Below are 20,952 nucleotides of genomic sequence, written 5' to 3' on the forward strand. Positions count from 1 at the left end.
GACAAAGTTTCCCAACGTCATACTCAACACTTTCCCTCAGAATCTCTTCATTGAGAAGCTACTCTGTTAAAACATATTTTTAAATTTTTGCCAAAACCCTGGTTTATTATCATTAACCTTTGTAAATGTTACATTTAAACTGTATCTCGTATCGTTTGGCACGTCATATTTAATGCTAAATGTTGAAACTTTATCGTTGTTGTAAATATTCACATCATCATATGATAGCTTCGTTGTGTAACACTTTACATGCTTTTGTTTATCATACACTAGATCACCTGACTCTCTTTCTAGTTCTACAAATTTCGTTTTTTTCTGACATTCCTTTATTTTTATTAAATCCTTATCTAGTGATATTGAAACTGGCAGCGTACTTCCAGCATATTCTTTAGCTAAAAGTTCACTTTGAGGATACATTTTTATTTCCCTGCCAAAATGTGAGTCTATGAAATTATTGCTCCAAAATTTATCGCCAGAATGTACGTATTCGTCAGTAGCATACGGTACACCACCATAACTGCATTGAACTTTATAATCTCCAACACCGTTGTTTTGAAAAAAATCGTGAATGGCAGTGTAGCTACCGGCAGCATCGTTTATATAATCCATTACCTTATTCCTGAAACTTTTAGTTTATTATATCATAATCATTATGCCAATCAATAAAAAAAGCTCTCCCTTGCTGTTTTTAAACCCGATTTTGAGTAAGCGCTCTTGATTAGTTGGGGACGTATTTATAAGATTGTGACATTCGTGCCTCCCAGTTTTTCACATACTGCTGAATCAATTTAGGATAATCTGTAATAATTAATAAATTTTCAGCATTTCCTTTTTTAGCTGTCTTACTCAGGTTAAATGATCCTGTGATGACTTTTTGATTGTCAACAATCATTATCTTATTATGAGCAATCTTTGGCTTATCATCGATCCAAATTGGTACTCCACCTGAAAATAGTTCATTTATAACACTATATTTTGAGTAGAGTTGCGATTTATCTAAAATGACTTTAACATCAACGCCACGTTCTTTAGCATTGATCAAAGATTTTGCAATTGTTCCAAGAGTAAATGTATATTCTTGAACTAAGATAGATTTTTTAGACTGATCTATTACGCTGATTATCGGCATAGCACAATCTTCTCCAGGTGAAAAGCAAACCGTAGCTTTTGGGCAAGGCGAAAATATAAAACCCGCATAGTAATACAGAGAAAAACATATTAACAAGAATAAAAAGTGAAAAAGCCTCACAACAACCCACCCCCAGATATACGGCGATAGGCTACATTATAATTTAATCACCTGTCAATAGACTTCTTGCATGGTTTTGGCAACAATCGTTAGAAACGAAAAACTTACTTCGCCAGCCTCCTTATTATAAAACTGAAGCTATTTATTTATCTTCTCTGTACAGATTAAATGACAAAAAAACTCAACGTATTTGGTGTTCCATATTTAATTTTTTGCACTATGTGCACCTTATGTCTTTATAAAATTTCTAGGTTTTTACCTAATATAAGCTGAAATGCGCTATTTAAAACATCAAAAAACGCCAACTTAAAAAATGGATAGTGAATAACTAGCTACCCTAGGGTTTCTTTTGCCTTTTTTTTCGTTTGGTAAATTTCTTAAATATTTTCTTAAATTTTATAGCTAATCAGTACTGAGATGATAAGAGGGGGCACTGCCGTCATAAAGGAACTAGTGTCAGCTACTTGGATGACGCCTCACCATGTCATCCCAGTGCGTGACATCATCATAAAGTAAACCAGTGTCAGCTACTCGGATGACACCTTCATAAAGGAACCAGTGTCAGCTACTTGCATGATATCATAGGAGGCTTGGATGACGGTTGTCGTTTAGCTATAAATGTTTAAGAACTTTACTAAATGAAAAAAAAGGCAAAAGAAACCCCGTGATGCTGGTTTTGACTCTCTAAGAGCATGTCTTCAAACTAAGTAGAAAGGAGTTAAGAAGTGTGTTATAAGATATATTTTAAATGTACCCAAGCGATATAAGTGACAAAGAATGGAAGATGATAGAGCAATATTTTGAACCTAAAAAGACCGGCAGACCAAGAAAACACAGTATCAGAACGATTATCGATGCAATAAGGTATGTGATGAGAACAGGCTGTCAATGGAGACAACTACCTAAGAATTTTCCACCATGGAAAACCGTGTATAGTTGTAATTCGCGTTTAAAAAAAAGTGGAATATGGCAAGAAATTCATGATTTTCTAGTTAAAAAACTAAGAAAGATAATTGGTAAGAATGAAACTCCATCAGTAGGAATAATTGACAGTCAATCAGTAAAAACCACTCAAAAAGGGGATCCAGAGGATATGATGCTGGCAAGAAAGTAAAGGGTAGAAAACGCCACATCGTTGTAGATACTCTAGGTCTTGTAATTGCTGCTGAAGTACACAGTGCAAGCATTCAAGATCGTGATGGTGCACTAAATCTTTTTGTTCAAGCCAAATGCAAAGCTCCAACATTACGTAAGTTTTTTGCTGATCAAGGATATACAGGTAAATTGCAAAACCGCTGTTTATTGGAAACTGGATGTTTGTTGACGATTACCAAGAAAGTAGTTGATACAGGATTTCAGGTTATTCCTAAACGTTGGATTGTTGAGAGAACCTTTGCTTGGCTCTCCAATTTTAGACGTATGAGTAAGGATTATGAGCATTCTCCTCTCACTTCAAAAAATAACATCTTTTTTAATATGATCACTATTATGCTTCACAAATTAGCTCATTCTTGAGTTTGAAGACATGCTCTAATACTTTAAATTGGCGCTATAACAATTTGCTGACGCTTAGTTTAAGCGCGGTTTGGCTGAATGTAGAAAAAATTTAAAAGACATGCAGCCGCTATAATTTTATGTAATCCGCCAAAAGATACCCTGAGTTTTTTACTGAATTTTGTCATTGAACCTGCGCAGATCAAAAACAAGTTTTGAGTCAGAAATGCCCTTAATACTACAATAATGGGGCTGGCGAAGGAAGTTTTTTCGTTTCTGTGAACTACCTAGATGACACCAACAGTTGTATTTTATATTATTTTTTTGCTTTACTGGGATTCAAGTTTTCCATTCAAAATTTTCAATATCAAATCCAATTCACTGAGATTATTATACCGTATCATAACTTTACCTTTAGAATTGTTGTCATTAATTTTGATCTTTAAACCAAGTTGAGAAGATATAGCGCCCTCTATTACTGCCATATCTTGATTTTTAGTATATTTCTGTTCTTTTTGGTTGTTGCCTTGATGCAAATCTTTTATCAATTTTTCAGTTTGTCTAACACTTAAGGCCTGAGAAACTATTCTTTCTGCAATATCTTCTGCATTTTCAACATTAATCAGTGTTCTTGCATGACCCATAGACAATTTTTTTTCATTGATCATCATTTTCACACTATAGGGAAGTGATAACATCCGAGTCATATTGGTTATGTGGCTGCGGCTTTTGCCTATAGCTGAGGCTAGTTCCTCATGTGTATAGGAGAACTCATCTATCAGTTTCTTATACGCTTCACCTTCTTCTATCGGATTAATATCTTGTCTTTGTATGTTTTCAATTATGGATACTTCCAAGCATTCCTTGTCGCTCAGATCTTTTATGATAACCGGTGCACTATCAAGATTTGCAATCTTGCTTGCTCGCCAACGACGTTCTCCAGCTATTATTTCGTAACCATCATCATTTGAATCTTTGCGTACCACGATAGGCTGTATAATGCCACTTTTCTTTATCGAATTTGCAAGTTCTCTTAATGACTCCTCGTCAAAATGTTTCCTCGGTTGAAATTTGCTTGGGTGCAGTAATGAAATAGGCAAATACTCTTGTCGATCTTCTTTATTATCATAATTATCGCCTATGAGACCAGCAAGACCTCTGCCGAGGCGTCTATCATCCTTCATACCACGCCCTCACTCACTAGCTTCTTCTCCTTACAACTGCTCGCGTGCTTTTTTAAAATTTCCCTTGCCAAACTTATATATGCTTGTGCACCAGGACACTTAAGATCATACACAATAGCGGGTTTTCCATGAGAAGGCGCTTCTGATAACCGTACGTTACGTGGAATAACAGTCTCATACAATGGGATGATAGTTTTGTATACTTTATCATTTAAATACTGGCAAATATCGTTTTTAATCTGTTCACTGAGTTTGTTGCGCCTGTCATACATTGTTAATACTATCCCTTCTATTGCCAAAAAAGGGTTTAGATTATTCCTTTTTATCAGTTCCACAGTTTTAACTAAATGGCTTAATCCTTCCAGAGCAAAAAATTCACACTGAAGAGGAACAATAATAGAATTAGCAGCAGTCAAAGCATTTATGGTCAGAAGCCCAAGTGATGGAGGGCAATCGATGATTATATACTCATAATTATCGCGTATCTTCTCCAATGCGCTTTTTAGTACGAATTTTCCTCGCTCAAGTTGCGATAATTCAATTTCTGCAGCTGACAAATCAACTACTGACGAAATTAGCGATAAATTCGGAATTTCCTTTATATTGAAAATTGCCGATTCTATCAATTTATTTTTGCTGCTTAGTAGTATTTTGTATATGTTTTTTTCTTCCCTGCTACGATAAGAAATCCCGAGTCCGGTGCTAGCATTTCCTTGAGGATCAAGATCTACCAATAAAGTGCTTTTTCCCACAGCAGCAAAGGCTGTCGATAAATTTATACTAGTTGTGGTTTTGCCAACTCCACCCTTTTGATTTACTATTGCAATAATCTTGCTCACGCCTTTTATCTTATGTATAAAATAATTCTATTGTATATATGCAAGAAACTTTTGCATTAGAAAATTTTTTTGTTGCTAATCACACTAAAATTAGACTGTCTTTTTTACTTTGTGTAACACACTTTGAACCTTGTTTCCTAATTCATTCAGAGTGAATGGTTTTGGCAAAAAGTGAAAATCTTCTATATTGATGTCATCACTCTTTAAAAAAGCATCTTCTGCATACCCAGAAATAAAAATAACGTTGATGTTTGGCCTATGTATCAATGCTTCTTTAACTATTTCTGGGCCGCTCACCTCTGGCATGATTACATCAGTGATTATAAGATCTATATGTTGACTTTTTTTACTGATTATTTCTAGCGCCTCGCTGCCTATGCTTGCTTCTATTACATCAAATCCTTTTCTTTTGAGTGCTTTAGAGATGAATTCCCTTACTGAATCTTCATCTTCGATTAATAAAATTATACCATTACCTTTAATTTCACTTACTACCGGTTTTTCTGTTTCTTCACTATCTTCTTCTCTATCATTTTCATCTGATATGTAAACCATGGGCAAAAATATGCTAAATTTAGTTCCATGATTTACTTTGCTAGCAACATAGATGTATCCTTCAGTTTGTTTAATAATGCCATATACAGTAGAGAGGCCAAGACCTGTACCGGAAGCAATATCTTTAGTAGAAAAAAATGGATCAAAGATCTTTTCAGTTGTATCACTCGTCATTCCACATCCAGTATCAATTACTTCAATCACAACATAATTTCCATGTTCAATCCCTTCCTTGTCTGGAGAAAACATATCCTGAGGTGTAGAATTTAATGAGTCAATCTTTTGATTAAAGGTTCGTATAGTTAATTCTCCGCCCTTTTCCATAGCAGCACTAGCATTGACTGCTAAGTTAAGTACAACTTGCTCTAATTGTCCTTGATCAGCCCTAACAGCACCCAAGTCTCTACCATAATAAATATTAAATTTTATATTTTCACCTATTAATCTTTTTATCATTTCATAAAGATTAGCTATAGTATTATTTACATCAATAATTTTTGGCTGCAAGGTCTGTCTTCTTGAGAAAGCAAGCAATTGTCTTACTAAATTTGATCCACGCTTTGCATTTTGCTGTATCTGTATTATATCTCCAAAAGATGGGTCACCAGCTGAGTGTTGGAGTAAAAGCAAATCGCAAAATCCTATTATCCCAGTCAATATATTGTTGAAATCATGCGCAATACCACCTGCTAACTGTCCTATAGCTTGCATCTTTTGATAATGCTCAAGCTTTATCTCTAGGTTTTTGTGTTCAGTATTATCAATAAAATAACAAAGTATGAATATCATTTTATTATGAAGAAACTTATTGAAATATATTTTTATGTTATTACCGCCGTTGAGCTGTACATCAAAGGACGCATTATTTATTCTATTACTCGAAAAATATTCACGTATTTTCACATGATAACTATCCAATATCAATGTAAAGATTGAATTATTATCTGACCCTGCAAGCTTTATTAGTGCTGTATTTTTCTTTATAAAGTTACCGTTTATGTCACATTGTGCAATAGCAATTGATGAATTTGCAAAACAAGGGTGTAATTGATAATCAACAATATTTGATTCGGTTGGTGTTATAAGGCCATATATATAGCTATGATTGTATTTATCACAAAATATAGCAGTGCTCATATAAGCCTTGAATGGAATACCACTTATAGTAAAAAACAAAATTTCATTATCGGTTGTTGTATTGTTATATTTAGATTGAGATATAAAATCACTGATTGAGCTACCTTTTTCCAGTTTTTTCAGTTCAAATATGTCTAAAAATCTTTTATTTACAGATAAAATCACCCCTTTGGCATTTGCAATGTAAGTTCCTATACTGTGTTTTTCTATTAACTCTTCATATACCTGCTCCTTGTTTATCTGTGTTGCTTTTAACACAAAATACCCATCTGGCCTTGCTATTGGCACTAATGATAAATTTAAAATCTTATTACTATTTATAGCAATTTGTGGATTATCTGGTATCGGCTCAAAGAGCAAAAGAAAGTTAGATACTCTATTCTTCTTGTTTAAGGAAATGCATACCTGTACAGAAGAGTTATTTTTTAGTGCATGATAGAGTACTTTTTTGTCTTCTTCTGAAACATCTCCTATTTCAAGAATCTTGCCTAACGTAATGTCATCATCTATATGATCTTTAAATCTTTCGTAGAACCTTGCATCAGCATAAATAACACCCTCATCTTTATGTAAAATAAGGCAAAATTCTGTATTATGATTTAGTGCATTTGCAAATATTGCATTTTGAAATTCTATAGTATTAAGTAGGTATCTGTAGCGTTTTACATTATATATCATAAAGAGAGTTGTTAGAATGCTAACTAATAAATTAATCTCTATATTAATATGCTGACTATATATATCAAAAAAGTAGAGTATCGATATTGCTACTGGAGGTAAGAGCATAATAACTGCCATCACAACAATTGATATTCCATAATTTCTTAGTATGAAATCAACCCTGTTCTCTTTTTTGTTATCTATGTATCTTTTATTCATTATTGTTACTTGGCATTGTTGTACATACGAAAATGTTTTATTATATTGATTTAATTATTATAGATTTATTAACGTCTTTGATAGATAATTATCATCCAAATCTAATTAAGTTCCTTAAATATCAGATATAACAATGTTAGCGAGAGGATATTATGGAAAAACAAANAACACAAGCATTTAAGTGGTTCTGTGCACTAAGAGATAAGATTATAGAATCTTTCTTATTAATCGAAAAACAATCATCCGCAGAGCCAAAGATCGAAAAGAGAAAGTGGGACCGCCCAGGTGGTGGAGGTGGTGAATCTACAATTATTTTTGGTAATGTTTTTGAAAAAGTTGGAGTAAACGTTTCAAAAGTACACGGAAAATTTGCAGATTCAGCCATCAATGAAATTCCTGGTGCAAGTGAAAGTAACGGAGAGTTCTGGGCAAGCGGTATATCTTTAGTGTCTCATATGCAATCGCCCCTTATCCCTGCAGCGCATATGAACACAAGGCTGATATATACTTCAAAACAATGGTTTGGTGGAGGAATGGATTTTACGCCGATATATAGAAATGAAGAAGATTGCAAGTATATTCATGAATCAATCAAAATGACATGTGATAGATTTGATACCGGATATTATCCAAAATTTAAAGAGCAATGTGACAATTATTTTTTCTTACAACACAGAAAAGAGCCACGTGGCATTGGTGGTATTTTCTATGATAATCTGAGTTCTGGTAATTGGAAAAATGACTTTAAGTTTACAAAAGCAGTAGGTGAAGCCTTTTTGGAAATTTATTTGCACGTCATACGTAAACATATGCAAAAATCTTGGACAAAAGAACAACGAGAAAATCAATTAATAAAACGTGGCAGATATGTAGAATTCAATCTGTTATACGATCGTGGCACGAGGTTTGGTTTGATGACTGACGGCAATCCAGATGCAATTATGATGTCAATGCCACCACTTGTTAAGTGGTTATAGAGAGCTGCTATTAGTAGAAAATAAATCATCATAGTTTAAAATTGTACCATGGTAGTGAGCTTTTATATAGGGGGTATAATCATGGGTATAATAGATAATTTTTTAATTAAATCTGTCAAAAACAATAACATAAAAGGTGTTGAACTGACTCTAAGTCTCTACAATGCATTAAATAGTTTTAGAAAATTCTTTTCAAAGACTATGTCTCTCAGAGCATGTCTTCAAACTAAGTAGAAAGGAGTTAAGAAGTGTGTTATAAGATATATTTTAAATGTACCCAAGCGATATAAGTGACAAAGAATGGAAGATGATAGAGCAATATTTTGAACCTAAAAAGACCGGCAGACCAAGAAAACACAGTATCAGAACGATTATCGATGCAATAAGGTATGTGATGAGAACAGGCTGTCAATGGAGACAACTACCTAAGAATTTTCCACCATGGAAAACCGTGTATAGTTGTAATTCGCGTTTAAAAAAAAGTGGAATATGGCAAGAAATTCATGATTTTCTAGTTAAAAAAACTAAGAAAGATAATTGGTAAGAATGAAACTCCATCAGTAGGAATAATTGACAGTCAATCAGTAAAAACCACTCAAAAAGGGGATCCAGAGGATATGATGCTGGCAAGAAAGTAAAGGGTGGCTTTGTTGCATGGCTACCAATGAGAAGGTGTGATGTAAGGGATTTACGAGGCAAATTCGAAAATAGGCATACCGATATCAGTAAATTTGTTAATCAAGTAGCATTTTAAGATCATCTCTTGAGAACGATTTATTTTGGATTTATTCTTAAAACTAAATCCAAATGTTTTTTTAACCCTAAAGAAAAAACTCTCAATACGTGATCGTGTTCCATACCTTGTCTTCTTTTTCCACTGACTTAAATTGTATGCTTTTCTTATATTGATGTTCTTATTTCGTTCCGATAAATGATCTATATCATTGTAGATTTTTGCATTTTTTCTCGGCTTTATTATGGGTTTTAAATTATACTTATTGCATAACTTATATAAATTTGCTGTATCATAAGCTCCATCTGCACGAAGAGACTTAATCTTATAGATATCACCTATTTCTTTTAGTATTTCCGATGCTGATACGCTATCATGTGAAAGGAAATTAGTATATCGAGTTGTTATTGCCTTTTTACTGTTTATATCTAAAGCAACATGTAGCTTTCTTGCTTGATTTCTACCATTATATTTCCTTATCTTGGCATTATCTTTGTTATGTTGAGTGCTGTTGCTATAAATATGGATTACTGTACTATCTATAGCAATTTCAATATTCTCCATATCATTTTTATCTGTTCTGTGATCACACAGTTTCAAATTAAGTTTGTTTAGTCGGCGACAAGCCTGTGAATAGCTCATCACTTGCAGATTCTTCCCTATACCTTCTAAATATCCTTTTATGAATCCAACTGCTTGCCTTAAACCTATTCTAAATAGATTAACAATTATATGTATTGCAATGACAACTTTATCGCTGTAAATGTTATTTCCACCTGCAACCTTTTCTGAAATTTCATACCAGTTTTCTATAGCTTCATCAATGAAATGAAAGACATTTCCTCTTTTTTCTAAAAATTGATTATACTCGTTATTGTTACTGACTTTCATTTTCTGTGGCATACACTCCCTAAAGCATTCATTTTTCAATAGAGTAACCACTTCTTTTTTAATTTTCTCTCTTTTTTTCTCCTATCTCTACTCGCTATGCAACAAAGCCATACCAGGGCTTGTAATCCATAAAAGTCACTTACTCCGCTACTGTCTGCTTCATCTGTCCATTCCAGCCATAATTCTTGAACTCTTTTGCGAAACTCTGCATCTTTGGCTTTTGATTGCGGCTTTATTCCTGTTCCAATAGAGTTACTTACTATTGTATCAATTATATTTGCAGCGTAAGGATTTTTTCTTACCATGTCACGTGATCGACTACGTAAAGTTTCAAGGTTTTGAGNACAGCAAATTGTTTATACTTCCTGACTCTGGTTGAAAGTGAAAAAATCTTCTTCCTGAACTTGCTGCATCCCATGCAGAGCTTTTTATCTTTGGTTTGTTAAATAGTTGTTTGAATGATTTGAGTAACATTACTTTTCTTTATCTGAATCTGAAATTTTCAATAATTCAGCCTCTAGCTCTTCTATTGTTGGTAGCGCTGTTTTTATCTCCTCTGGTAGGTTTTCAGTTATTCGATATTCAGCAAGGCCTATCGGTTTGGTCATATCCTTTAGCGTGTATTTTGCTAGTACATCATTTTTAGACTTACATAAAATTAATCCTATAGATGGTTGATCAGTTTCATGCTTCAGTAAATCATCAACTGCTGAAAGATAAAAATTCATTTTTCCTGCATATTCAGGTTTAAATTTTTTATCTTTTAATTCAATCACTACAAAACAACGTAGCTTCAAGTGGTAAAACAATAAATCTATGTAGAAATCGTCATCGCCAACATCTAAATGAAATTGTCTACCAACAAATGCAAATCCTTCCCCTAGCTCAAGCAAAAACTTCTCTACATGGCCTACAAGCCCTTTTTCTACTTCTCTTTCATGAGCGTCATCTCCTATACTCAAAAAATCAAAAATATATGGATCTTTTAATGTATAATGTGCTAAATCTGACTGCGGAGAAGGTAACTTATCTTTGAAATTAGTAACAGCTTTTCCTTGACGTTTGTGCAATTCACGTTCGATTTGCATCACCATTATACTACGTGACCAACCGTGCTCTATAGCCTTTTGAAAATAGAATAGTCTTTCTTTTGGATCTTTTACTTTATCTAAAATAACTACAATATGAAACCAAGGCAATTGTGCAGCAACCTGCTGCGTAAATTCAGTATCTTGATATTCTGCAGCAAATTGGCGCATATAAGTAAGATTCCTAGCGCTAAATCCCTTCATTTCTGGAAATGCGCTTCTTAAATCCTTACTTAGCTGATCTATGATTTTAGCACCCCAGCCATGTTCTTTTTGGCGCTTTAAGATCTCTGTACCAATGTGATGGTAAAGCACAATGAGCTTGCTGTTTACTGCCAGTGCTGCTTTATAACGACTAGTAGCAATCTGTTCTTTCAGCTGCTCTAAAAATTCTGTATATTCTTTTGCTATAATTTTTGTCATAGAGTTTCTTTCAACGATTTTTATCATTATATGATCCCTTTACTCGTTGAAAACACTATCTTTCTTTTTGCTACGTTTTTCAGCTCAGCCTTAATACGTTGCCGTAGATTCAGCAAGTCATTTATCTGAACTTCAGCATATCTCACAACATGGTCACCATATGCAATTGATACTACTCGCTCTCCATTTTGCAGTTTTTTTATCGCTTCTTCTACTTGACTTAAATATTCTTGATCGTACATTTTACTTCTCATTCAACCATTTGCTTTGTCTTACTTTTTTAGGTTTTTTACTTTCTGGCTTTTCACTTAAACTATTCCATTTACTCTCTGGCCAACGATCAATTCCAAGTGCTATCGATGCTGCTCTCGCATAAATTCGGCAATCCAGTACTTCATTTCTTTCTCTTACCTTTTGCCACTCTTGCTTGGTATAACCTTTTACTACCTTACTGACTAATTGCTCTGCCGTTAGCTGCTTAAAATATTCAGAGCATGTCTTCAAACTAAGTAGAAAGGAGTTAAGAAGTGTGTTATAAGATATATTTTAAATGTACCCAAGCGATATAAGTGACAAAGAATGGAAGATGATAGAGCAATATTTTGAACCTAAAAAGACCGGCAGACCAAGAAAACACAGTATCAGAACGATTATCGATGCAATAAGGTATGTGATGAGAACAGGCTGTCAATGGAGACAACTACCTAAGAATTTTCCACCATGGAAAACCGTGTATAGTTGTAATTCGCGTTTAAAAAAAAGTGGAATATGGCAAGAAATTCATGATTTTCTAGTTAAAAAAACTAAGAAAGATAATTGGTAAGAATGAAACTCCATCAGTAGGAATAATTGACAGTCAATCAGTAAAAACCACTCAAAAAGGGGATCCAGAGGATATGATGCTGGCAAGAAAGTAAAGGGTAGAAAACGCCACATCGTTGTAGATACTCTAGGTCTTGTAATTGCTGCTGAAGTACACAGTGCAAGCATTCAAGATCGTGATGGTGCACTAAATCTTTTTGTTCAAGCCAAATGCAAAGCTCCAACATTACGTAAGTTTTTTGCTGATCAAGGATATACAGGTAAATTGCAAAACCGCTGTTTATTGGAAACTGGATGTTTGTTGACGATTACCAAGAAAGTAGTTGATACAGGATTTCAGGTTATTCCTAAACGTTGGATTGTTGAGAGAACCTTTGCTTGGCTCTCCAATTTTAGACGTATGAGTAAGGATTATGAGCATTCTCCTCTCACTTCAAAAAATAACATCTTTTTTAATATGATCACTATTATGCTTCACAAATTAGCTCATTCTTGAGTTTGAAGACATGCTCTTAGATGAGCACAGGTTTGTTGACAATGGCTACAGTGGATCAAATTTAGAACGTCCTGGCTTAGAAAATTTACGTGATAGAGTAAACAGAAGGTAAGATCGATAAAATATATATTCATTCACCTGATCGGCTATCACGGAAATCTGCATACCAAGCGCTCTTACTCGAAGAGTTTAGAAAAGCAGGGTCAGAGGTTATTTTCCTAAATCATAAATTTGAGGATAACCCAGAATCTAATATGTTTTTAGGAATTCAAGGATTAGTAGCAGAGTATGAACGTGCAAAAATTATGGAGCGTAATCGCAGAGGAAAACTCCATGCAGCTAAAACTGGCCGTATAAGCGTAATGAGTAATGCACCTTATGGTTATCGCTACATGGCAAAACATGTAGGTGAAGGAAGTGCTCAGTTTGAGGTTGATGAAGAAGAGGCAAATGTAGTGCGTAAAATATTTAGTTGGATTGGTCAAGAAAGAGCAAGTATAGGAGAGGTTGTACATAAACTGAATAAGATACCGATAGTAACAAGAACAGGGAAAAGCTATTGGAAAAGAAGCACTATTTGGAACATGTTAAGAAATCCTGCTTATATAGGACAAGCAGCTTATGGTAAAACTAAGACATGTTCAAAACCACAAGTAAGGAAATCAAAAAAAGGAACCTGTGGCAAGCTTAAAAGTGGTCGCTTTAATAGTGATAAAGAGAACTGGACTTATATTCCAGTGCCAAAAATAATCAATGAGCATTTATTTAATTCAGTGCAAGCACAACTAGCTGAAAATAGACAAAGAGCAAGAGTACGGCAAAGAAGAGAAACGTATTTATTACAAGGTTTAATGGTATGTCAACGTTGTCAATATACTTATTGTGGTACAAATTATGTTAACTATAAAAAGTCGACATATTATTACTATCGTTGCTCTGGTACAAACTCTAGCAAATTTAATGGCAATAAAATCTGTGATAATAAATCAATACGTACTGATGTGCTTGATGCAGTAATATGGGAAGAGGTAAAGGTTTTATTGAAAGATCCAGATAGAGTTGCAAATGAATATCAACGTAGATTGTCAGAGGATAAAAAGCCATTGCTAGATCAGACGCTTGAAAAGCAAGAAAGTAAACTTAAGCGAAGTATTTCAAAGCTTATCGATAGCTACTCTCAAGAGTATATAACTCAGGAAGAATTTGAGCCAAGAGTGAAAGCGATGAGACAGCATTTGAAAGAAATTGAGGAACAAAAAGAAAAAGTACTTGATCAGAAGAAGTTACAACAAGAATTGAGTCTAGTTACAGATAGCTTGAAAAACTTTTCTTCAAACGTTGAATCAAAACTTGATCAGGTAGATTGGCAGACTAAGCAAAATATTATTAGAATGTTAATTCATCAAATCGAAATCAACCACAACCACTTATACATAGTATTTCGAATAAAAAGTCTTGCAAACTTTGATCAAAATAAGCATAATAGAATTATTCAATGTTGTACTAGCAGTCAATATTGTTGGCTTGCCGGATAAAACTGTTGCGGAATCCAAAGAGCGCATCAGAGCAGCGTTAAATTCAATCAATCTTCTGCTACCTCCAAAAAGGATCACGGTTAATCTTTCCCCTGCGGATTTGCTAAAAGAAGGTAGTCATTATGACTTGGCTATTGCTATTGGACTGCTTGTTGTAATGAATGTGATACCAGTTGAAAAAATTCAGTCTTATATCATTATGGGTGAGCTTGCACTAGACAGCAGAGTCATACCAGTCTCAGGAGTACTTCCAACAGCAATCAATGCAAAACAGGCAAATAAAGGAGTAATTTGCCCAAGGGGAAATGGAGTAGAAGCTTCATGGGTAAAGAATGTTTCAATTCTAGCTATAGAAAAATTAACTGATATTATCAGACATTTTAAGGGTGAGCAGTCAATTCAGCCGGTAATTTTTAACTATAGCGCTGCACCCAAAGAAAAAAATCCAGTTCCAGATATAAAGGATATTAAAGGCCAAGTTGTTGCAAAAAGAGCAGCTGAAATTGCAGCAGCAGGTGGGCATAATATGCTTCTTGTTGGACCTCCCGGTACTGGAAAGTCAATGCTTGCTAAACGCTTTATAGGGTTGCTGCCTGATTTGACCGAACAGGAGATGATTGATGTTAATATTATTTCCAGCATCACAAAAACTGGTAATGAAATATTCAAAGTAACTCGCCCCTTTCGTGAACCTCATCATTCATGCTCTATGCCAGCAATGATAGGGGGAGGAAAAAACGCAAAACCTGGAGAAATTACCATGGCTCACAATGGCATATTATTTCTTGATGAATTACCTGAATTTCCAAGACTTGTGATTGATTCTTTGCGTCAACCACTTGAAGATAGAAAAGTTACTGTTGCAAGAGCAAACGCTCACATTACTTATCCAGCCAATTTTCAACTGATTGCTGCGATGAACCCCTGCAGATGTGGTTACTTGGGGGATGCAAGTAGATCGTGCAACAAAGCTCCAAAGTGTGGCACAGATTACAAAAACAAAATATCAGGGCCATTGCTTGATAGAATAGACATATGCATTGAGATGCCAAACGTTAGCATACTCTCTCCTGAAGTTTCTCCAGAGGGAGAAAGCACCGAGGTTATAAGAGAAAGAGTAATAGCAGCGAGAAAAATTCAAACTGAGCGTTATAGTAAATTGAATGTTCGTTGTAACGCAGAAGTAAGTGGTGAAGCATTTAATAAATTTACTGAGCCAGATCAGGCAGGGTTAGAATTGTTGAAATATGTACTGAAAGAAAATTACATTTCCAATCGAGGATACACACGCGTGTTAAAAGTTGCAAGAACCATTGCAGATCTTGCAAAAAGTGAAGAAGTAAAAAGAGCACACATTGCTGAAGCACTAAATTACAGAATAAGGGTATATTAATAAATTAACTTACTTGACAGGCAACTTTTTTTACTATATGTTATCCTTGATGAAATTTTAATATTTTTTTTAACATTCCATTTTAAGGAGTAGAATTATGGCATTAACATATTATGAATATCAGAAAAGAGATGGCTTTTTTCATGCTATTTCGGAGGGATATCAACAAGCTGATGATCATTGGGGAATTCCAGGTGCTGCCAGTGGTTTTGGTCAATATGTAATTAATAATAAATTAAAAACAGCTGTGGTTTTTTTTGTTATACCTTCAGCAATAGCGCTTACAGCTGCTTATTTTATGAGTCCAGCTTATGCAGTTCTTATTAGTACAACAGCAAAATCAGCTTATGTTGGTATGGTAGAAGGAGGTAAGGGATTATATGCATTCGCAGCTACTAATCCGGTATTTACTGGTCTGCTAGCTGCTGCAATAGTGGGGGAACTATTGGAATTCTTGCGTACAAGCATTATAGCCAATCTAGTGAAATAAAGGCAAGGCTGAATAAAGCAGAAATAGCACAAGATAATTTTTACCCAAAATCAGCTCTAAGCGATATTGCTGGTATTGTTGGCTACGAGCCACAGCGCACTGTAGAGTAACTTTAACAAAAAAAGGGATAGGTTTTTATCCCTTCTTATAAACATTTTCTATTTTCTTGTATCGGTTAAATGATGTCACCTAAAAACCTAGTTACTATTAATTAACGGCACTTATTAGTATAAATGTTAAGAATAAGTAAATCCCGTTTACTATTTATGTCTATAGAAGTGAAAAGTATTTGCATATTGTTAAAAAAGCAGTAACTTATTATGAAGTGAATTCACTAAATTTGAGTAATTTAAATGTCAATTGACCTTAGTTTGCCAGAGCTGCCTATATTACACCCAAGGATTACCGTTGTGGGAGTGGGTGGTGCTGGTGGAAATGCTGTGAATAACATGATCCAATCCAATTTGCAAGGAGTAAATTTTGTTGTAGCAAATACCGATGCTCAAGCGTTAGAGAAGTCATTATGCGATAAAAAAATTCAACTGGGTATTAACTTAACCAAGGGTCTTGGTGCTGGTGCCTTGCCTGATGTTGGCAAAGGTGCAGCAGAAGAATCAATCGATGAAATTATGGAGCATATAAAAGATAGTCATATGCTTTTCATCACAGCAGGAATGGGCGGCGGTACTGGAACCGGTGCAGCACCGGTAATTGCAAAAGCGGCCAGAGAAGCAAGAGCTGCAGTTAAGGATAGAGCGCCAAAAGAAAAAAAGATATTGACTGTTGGAGTTGTGACTAAGCCATTTGGCTTCGAGGGTGTGCGAAGGATGCGTATTGCAGAGCTTGGACTTGAAGAATTGCAAAAATACGTAGATACACTTATTGTTATTCCAAATCAGAATCTATTTAGAATTGCAAATGAAAAAACTACATTTTCTGATGCGTTTAAACTTGCTGATAATGTTCTGCACATTGGCATCAGAGGAGTAACTGACTTGATGGTCATGCCAGGGCTCATTAATCTTGACTTCGCTGATATAGAAACAGTAATGAGCGAGATGGGCAAAGCGATGATCGGCACTGGAGAGGCAGAAGGAGAAGATAGAGCAATTAGTGCTGCAGAGGCTGCAATATCTAATCCATTGCTTGATAATGTATCAATGAAAGGTGCACAAGGAATATTAATTAACATTACTGGTGGCGGAGATATGACTCTGTTTGAAGTTGATGCTGCAGCCAATAGAGTGCGTGAAGAAGTAGATGAAAATGCGAATATAATATTTGGTGCTACTTTTGATCAAGCGATGGAGGGAAGAGTTAGAGTTTCTGTTCTTGCAACTGGCATTGATAGTCGCGATAACAAATCAGAAACTTCACCTATAAGTCAGAGTGAAGACTCAGAGAAAGAGAAGTTTAAGTGGCCCTATAGTCAAAGTGAAAGTATGCAAGACAAAACACTGGAAACAAAACCAGCTGAACAGGTAAGCGAAGGAGCTAAGTGGGGCAGCAATATCTATGATATACCAGCTTACTTAAGAAGAAAAAAATAATGCAACTTTGGCTACTCAAGTCAGAGCCAAGTGAATACTCATGGCAAAAAATGGAAAAGGAGCAGGTAGTTGAGTGGGATGGTGTGCGCAATTATCAAGCTCAAAATTACATGAAAATTATGAAAGTAAGCGATCTTGCGTTTTTCTATCATACAGATAAAGAGAAAGCAATACTTGGAATAGTTGAAGTATTTAAAGAGTATTATCATGTTGATGACCCCAAGTTCGGATTAGTGAATGTAAAGTTTTTGAAACCTTTAAACAACCAAGTAACGTTAAATAATATAAAACAAAACCCACTTTTGAAAAATATGGCTATATTAAAACAACCACGTTTATCAATTGCCCCAGTTTCGGAAATTGAATGGAATGAAGTAATAAGGATGAGTGATGTGTAATACCTTGTCATCTCAGCACGCAACGCACAGCTGTATGAATATTTGTCTCGAAGGCAGTGCATTAAACGTTATAGCCGATTTTGTATCAAACACAAAGCAGTGCTTGACACTGGTTAATGCAACCACATTAAAACTGTTGTGTTTTAATATAGGATTAGCTACTTTTATATTCACTAACTTGATGTCTAATCAAAATTCCTGGATCCCAGTGTCTGGGCACTGGGATGACATCCTTCTAGTGTACAATATTCGTACAGTTGTGTACATGACACGAGGGTCTATAACTCTTCTTTTTTGGATTCCAATGTCAAGTTATGAGATGATGTACTTTCTGGTGCGTTACTCATGTTAGAAGTAAACATTCTTGATGAGAAATGGCACAGTATCATAGAAAATCCTAAAAATTTTGTATTAGGTGTCATCAATACTTCTCTAAAAGAATTAAAAATAGACCACTATAAACCAAATATATCAATAGCTCTGGCTGATGATGACTTGCTACATCAACTTAATTTAAAATTTAGAGAAGTGGATAAGCCAACTAACGTACTATCATTTCCGTGTGAACAATTATCTAATGAGTGTGATTTAGGAGACATAGCAATTTCAATAGGCACAATAGAAAGGGAATCGCATGAGTATTGTATACCCATTCTTGCTCACATTGCACACATGTTAGTGCATGGATTACTGCATTTACTTGGTTATGATCACCANAAAAAAGATGAAGAAATTATAATGAAAAATCTAGAAAGAGAGATTTTAGCTTCGCTTGGCTACAATATGTGCGCGATTTAAAAGGAATTTAATAAAAATATAGTAGATGATAATAAAATATGTTATCTACAAAGGGTTTTAGCTATAAACAATAAAAGGTAAGTGATATGGTTCAGTTTTCTTTGCCAAAGAATTCTAAGATTAATCAAAAGGGCAAAATTTATCCTATTCCTGCTGTAGCAAAAAACATCAGAAGATTTCAAATTTACCGTTGGTCTGCTGATGACGAGAAAAACCCTAGAATAGACACATTTTTTATTGATATGGATAGTTGTGGCCCTATGGTACTTGATGCATTAATAAAAATAAAGGATGAAATAGATTCGACTTTAACTTTCAGACGTTCTTGTAGAGAAGGCATATGTGGATCTTGTGCCATGAATATTGACGGAACCAATACTCTTGCATGTACTAGATCTATACATGATATAAAAGGTGACGTAAAAATATATCCATTACCTCACATGTATGTGATAAAGGACCTAGTCTCGGACTTGAGCCAATTTTACGAGCAATATAAGTCAATTAAACCTTGGTTACAAGCAGATAAGCCTGCCCTACCAAATAAAGAATACTCTCAATCTCCTGAAGATAGAAAAAAATTGGATGGCTTGTCCGACTGTATATTATGTGCTTGCTGTTCGACTGGTTGCCCAAGCTACTGGTGGAATAGTGATAAATTTTTAGGACCAGCAATACTATTACAAGCCTACAGATGGATTGCTGACAGCCGTGATAATAAGACAGATGAAAGACTTGATGTTTTAAACGACCCATTCAAGTTGTATCGTTGTCATACAATAATGAATTGCACAAAAACTTGTCCTAAAGGACTTAATCCGGCAAGTGCAATAGCGAAAGTAAAACAGCTCATGGTAGAGAGAGAAGGAGCTTAAGTATCATCTTTTGTATTCTTCGTAAGAGAACAGCAAACCTTCCGAAGCGTAGGGTATTGTTAATACCCTGAACGCTTTTCCATTTGTGAAGTGTATCGTATCATCGTACGATTCAAATAATTTTTTGAATAACTCATGTCTTTGGTTACTAATAGTTTGAAAATCCTCTTTTTCTAAAAGCTTTTTAGATTCGAGGAGATAAAGCATAACTTCGTGATAAGTTGGGTAAGATGCCAAAAATTTTGGGTCAAATTGAAAAGTTTTTATGAAAGCATTATTATAAAATTTTAGCTTTTGATTCTTACTATATATTACTATAGCAACCGGTAACCTCTCAAGCAAATTTTTCTGTGTAGCTAAATAACTGCTTAATTCAGTATATAATTTCTCTGCATCACTAACATCTTTCCCATACATTACTATGCTACCAGAATCTTGTATTAGAATTTTAACAAAATCGAAAACCTTAGGTTCATTCTTATAAGTTATGACATGTCTTACTGGTTTTGTGTTATGAGCGCTACTGGTAATAGCAAATTTCTTAGAGCCATTTACATATTTATCATAAAATAAGTTATAAAATTCCACCTTTCTACTCTTGTTATATTTTAGTATTGGAAATGGTAAAGAGTTGAAAATGTTTTTATAGCTCTCCACTTCTTGTGTAAGCTTACTATTTTCTAACTCAAGTCCGTTAGCTTTTATCTTATAGTCTGAGACATTCCTTATCCATAATAGCACACCTATCACATTGTTAGAATCATCTATTATGCTTCTACCGTAACATATGCAATAAACCTCACTGTCCTTTGACTTTAAATCTAGAGTAAAAGATTTATTTATTTCCTTTGCTTTAACAAAATTTTTAATTAAGCTTTCTGATTGCTCAAAAANATCCACAAACTCATTAAACGAGTAAAAAACAGTATTAAGCAAAATTAGTAAGTTGGGAGAGAACTTTTCTATACGTTTTTTTGCATCCCAAATATAAAACCCATCATTCACAGTATCAATTAAATTATTTATGATAACATTTTGATGCTGTAAGTTCTTAATCTTATTACTAATTTTTAATTTAGAATAAGAGAGAAAGAATAATATTAGAATCAATATTAAAACCACTTCATACAAAAAAAACATAGCATT

General features: G+C 34.5%; 22 protein-coding genes and 2 pseudogenes. 13 read left to right on the top strand and 11 right to left on the bottom strand.

Annotated elements, in window-relative coordinates:
• Positions 1-66: 66 nt before the first annotated feature.
• Together NOX90_RS05225 and NOX90_RS05230 are read right to left on the bottom strand one after the other, a co-directional pair.
• A complete protein-coding gene (locus tag NOX90_RS05225) occupies positions 67-609 on the bottom strand; it encodes a hypothetical protein (protein WP_375603798.1) in 543 nt (180 codons plus the stop codon).
• 109 nt (positions 610-718) lie between these two features.
• Positions 719-1,249, bottom strand: coding sequence for a phospholipase D family protein (locus NOX90_RS05230; RefSeq protein ID WP_375603799.1), 531 nt, complete (start codon positions 1,247-1,249; stop codon positions 719-721).
• A 748-nt stretch (positions 1,250-1,997) separates the two neighbouring features.
• Between NOX90_RS05230 and NOX90_RS05235 the strand changes: the two genes are divergently transcribed.
• Positions 1,998-2,363 carry a transposase gene (locus tag NOX90_RS05235; protein WP_375603639.1) on the top strand — a complete coding sequence of 122 codons (366 nt, stop codon included), beginning with the start codon at positions 1,998-2,000 and terminating at the stop codon, positions 2,361-2,363.
• 17 nt (positions 2,364-2,380) lie between these two features.
• Positions 2,381-2,764 carry a transposase gene (locus NOX90_RS05240; protein ID WP_375604573.1) on the top strand — a complete coding sequence of 128 codons (384 nt, stop codon included), beginning with the start codon at positions 2,381-2,383 and terminating at the stop codon, positions 2,762-2,764.
• 308 nt (positions 2,765-3,072) lie between these two features.
• On the opposite strand, the gene NOX90_RS05245 is transcribed toward NOX90_RS05240, so the two are convergent.
• The 3 genes from NOX90_RS05245 to NOX90_RS05255 all read right to left on the bottom strand — a co-directional run bounded on the left by NOX90_RS05245 (position 3,073) and on the right by NOX90_RS05255 (position 7,337).
• On the bottom strand, positions 3,073-3,927 hold the full coding sequence (locus NOX90_RS05245) for a ParB/RepB/Spo0J family partition protein (RefSeq protein WP_375603800.1): 855 nt from the start codon (positions 3,925-3,927) through the stop codon (positions 3,073-3,075).
• Positions 3,924-4,766, bottom strand: a complete 843-nt coding sequence (locus NOX90_RS05250) for a ParA family protein (RefSeq protein ID WP_375603801.1) — start codon at positions 4,764-4,766, stop codon at positions 3,924-3,926. The genes NOX90_RS05245 and NOX90_RS05250 overlap by 4 nt, the downstream gene beginning before the upstream one ends.
• A gap of 90 nt (positions 4,767-4,856) precedes the next feature.
• Positions 4,857-7,337, bottom strand: coding sequence for a response regulator (locus tag NOX90_RS05255; protein WP_375603802.1), 2,481 nt, complete (start codon positions 7,335-7,337; stop codon positions 4,857-4,859).
• 152 nt (positions 7,338-7,489) lie between these two features.
• On the opposite strand from NOX90_RS05255, the gene hemF reads away from it, so the two are divergent.
• Complete coding sequence (hemF, locus tag NOX90_RS05260) at positions 7,490-8,314, top strand: oxygen-dependent coproporphyrinogen oxidase (protein WP_375603803.1); 825 nt, start codon at positions 7,490-7,492, stop codon at positions 8,312-8,314.
• A 271-nt stretch (positions 8,315-8,585) separates the two neighbouring features.
• The gene (locus NOX90_RS05265) at positions 8,586-8,858 is read left to right on the top strand and encodes a transposase (RefSeq protein ID WP_375603804.1); all 273 of its coding nucleotides are present in this window, start codon (positions 8,586-8,588) and stop codon (positions 8,856-8,858) included.
• 144 nt (positions 8,859-9,002) lie between these two features.
• Here the strand turns inward: NOX90_RS05265 and NOX90_RS05270 are convergent, their stop codons facing one another.
• The 5 genes and pseudogenes from NOX90_RS05270 to NOX90_RS05290 all read right to left on the bottom strand — a co-directional run.
• Positions 9,003-9,950 carry an IS5 family transposase gene (locus tag NOX90_RS05270; RefSeq protein WP_375603607.1) on the bottom strand — a complete coding sequence of 316 codons (948 nt, stop codon included), beginning with the start codon at positions 9,948-9,950 and terminating at the stop codon, positions 9,003-9,005.
• A 53-nt stretch (positions 9,951-10,003) separates the two neighbouring features.
• Positions 10,004-10,412 (bottom strand): annotated as a pseudogene (locus NOX90_RS05275) (phage portal protein); the annotation flags it as partial.
• Complete coding sequence (locus NOX90_RS05280) at positions 10,412-11,449, bottom strand: YhcG family protein (protein ID WP_375603805.1); 1,038 nt, start codon at positions 11,447-11,449, stop codon at positions 10,412-10,414. The gene NOX90_RS05280 and the pseudogene NOX90_RS05275, both read right to left, overlap by 1 nt.
• Positions 11,450-11,475: 26 nt before the next feature.
• Positions 11,476-11,691 (bottom strand): hypothetical protein, encoded by a 216-nt coding sequence (locus NOX90_RS05285; protein ID WP_375604613.1) that lies wholly within the window; start codon positions 11,689-11,691, stop codon positions 11,476-11,478.
• A gap of 1 nt (position 11,692) precedes the next feature.
• Positions 11,693-11,938 (bottom strand): annotated as a pseudogene (locus NOX90_RS05290) (terminase gpA endonuclease subunit); the annotation flags it as partial.
• A gap of 61 nt (positions 11,939-11,999) precedes the next feature.
• On the opposite strand from NOX90_RS05290, the gene NOX90_RS05295 reads away from it, so the two are divergent.
• The 9 genes from NOX90_RS05295 (at position 12,000) to NOX90_RS05340 (ending at position 19,806) form a co-directional block, all read left to right on the top strand.
• Positions 12,000-12,272, top strand: coding sequence for a transposase (locus tag NOX90_RS05295; protein ID WP_375603804.1), 273 nt, complete (start codon positions 12,000-12,002; stop codon positions 12,270-12,272).
• A 36-nt stretch (positions 12,273-12,308) separates the two neighbouring features.
• Positions 12,309-12,767: a transposase gene (locus NOX90_RS05300; RefSeq protein ID WP_375604575.1), complete on the top strand. Its 459-nt coding sequence runs from the start codon at positions 12,309-12,311 to the stop codon at positions 12,765-12,767.
• Between the two features lie 128 nt (positions 12,768-12,895).
• A complete protein-coding gene (locus tag NOX90_RS05305; protein ID WP_375604614.1) occupies positions 12,896-14,302 on the top strand; it encodes a recombinase family protein in 1,407 nt (468 codons plus the stop codon).
• Positions 14,232-15,695, top strand: a complete 1,464-nt coding sequence (locus NOX90_RS05310) for a YifB family Mg chelatase-like AAA ATPase (protein WP_375603806.1) — start codon at positions 14,232-14,234, stop codon at positions 15,693-15,695. The genes NOX90_RS05305 and NOX90_RS05310 overlap by 71 nt, the downstream gene beginning before the upstream one ends.
• Before the next feature lie 97 nt (positions 15,696-15,792).
• Positions 15,793-16,185, top strand: a complete 393-nt coding sequence (locus tag NOX90_RS05315; protein ID WP_375603807.1) for a hypothetical protein — start codon at positions 15,793-15,795, stop codon at positions 16,183-16,185.
• Between the two features lie 353 nt (positions 16,186-16,538).
• Entirely contained in the window at positions 16,539-17,735 is a 1,197-nt protein-coding gene (gene ftsZ, locus NOX90_RS05320; protein WP_375603808.1) for a cell division protein FtsZ, read from the top strand.
• Positions 17,735-18,133 carry an EVE domain-containing protein gene (locus tag NOX90_RS05325; RefSeq protein ID WP_375603809.1) on the top strand — a complete coding sequence of 133 codons (399 nt, stop codon included), beginning with the start codon at positions 17,735-17,737 and terminating at the stop codon, positions 18,131-18,133. Before ftsZ ends, NOX90_RS05325 begins: the two co-directional genes overlap by 1 nt.
• A 345-nt stretch (positions 18,134-18,478) precedes the next feature.
• A complete protein-coding gene (gene ybeY / locus NOX90_RS05335) occupies positions 18,479-18,931 on the top strand; it encodes an rRNA maturation RNase YbeY (RefSeq protein WP_375603810.1) in 453 nt (150 codons plus the stop codon).
• Positions 18,932-19,017: 86 nt separating this feature from the next.
• Positions 19,018-19,806 (top strand): succinate dehydrogenase iron-sulfur subunit, encoded by a 789-nt coding sequence (locus NOX90_RS05340; RefSeq protein ID WP_375603811.1) that lies wholly within the window; start codon positions 19,018-19,020, stop codon positions 19,804-19,806.
• Between the two features lie 3 nt (positions 19,807-19,809).
• Here NOX90_RS05340 and NOX90_RS05345 read toward each other — a convergent pair whose 3' ends face one another.
• Positions 19,810-20,946 carry a hypothetical protein gene (locus NOX90_RS05345; protein ID WP_375603812.1) on the bottom strand — a complete coding sequence of 379 codons (1,137 nt, stop codon included), beginning with the start codon at positions 20,944-20,946 and terminating at the stop codon, positions 19,810-19,812.
• Between the last annotated feature and the right edge of the window lie 6 nt (positions 20,947-20,952).

The organism is Wolbachia endosymbiont of Anurida maritima (assembly GCF_042182995.1).
Classification (GTDB): Bacteria; Pseudomonadota; Alphaproteobacteria; order Rickettsiales; family Anaplasmataceae; genus Wolbachia.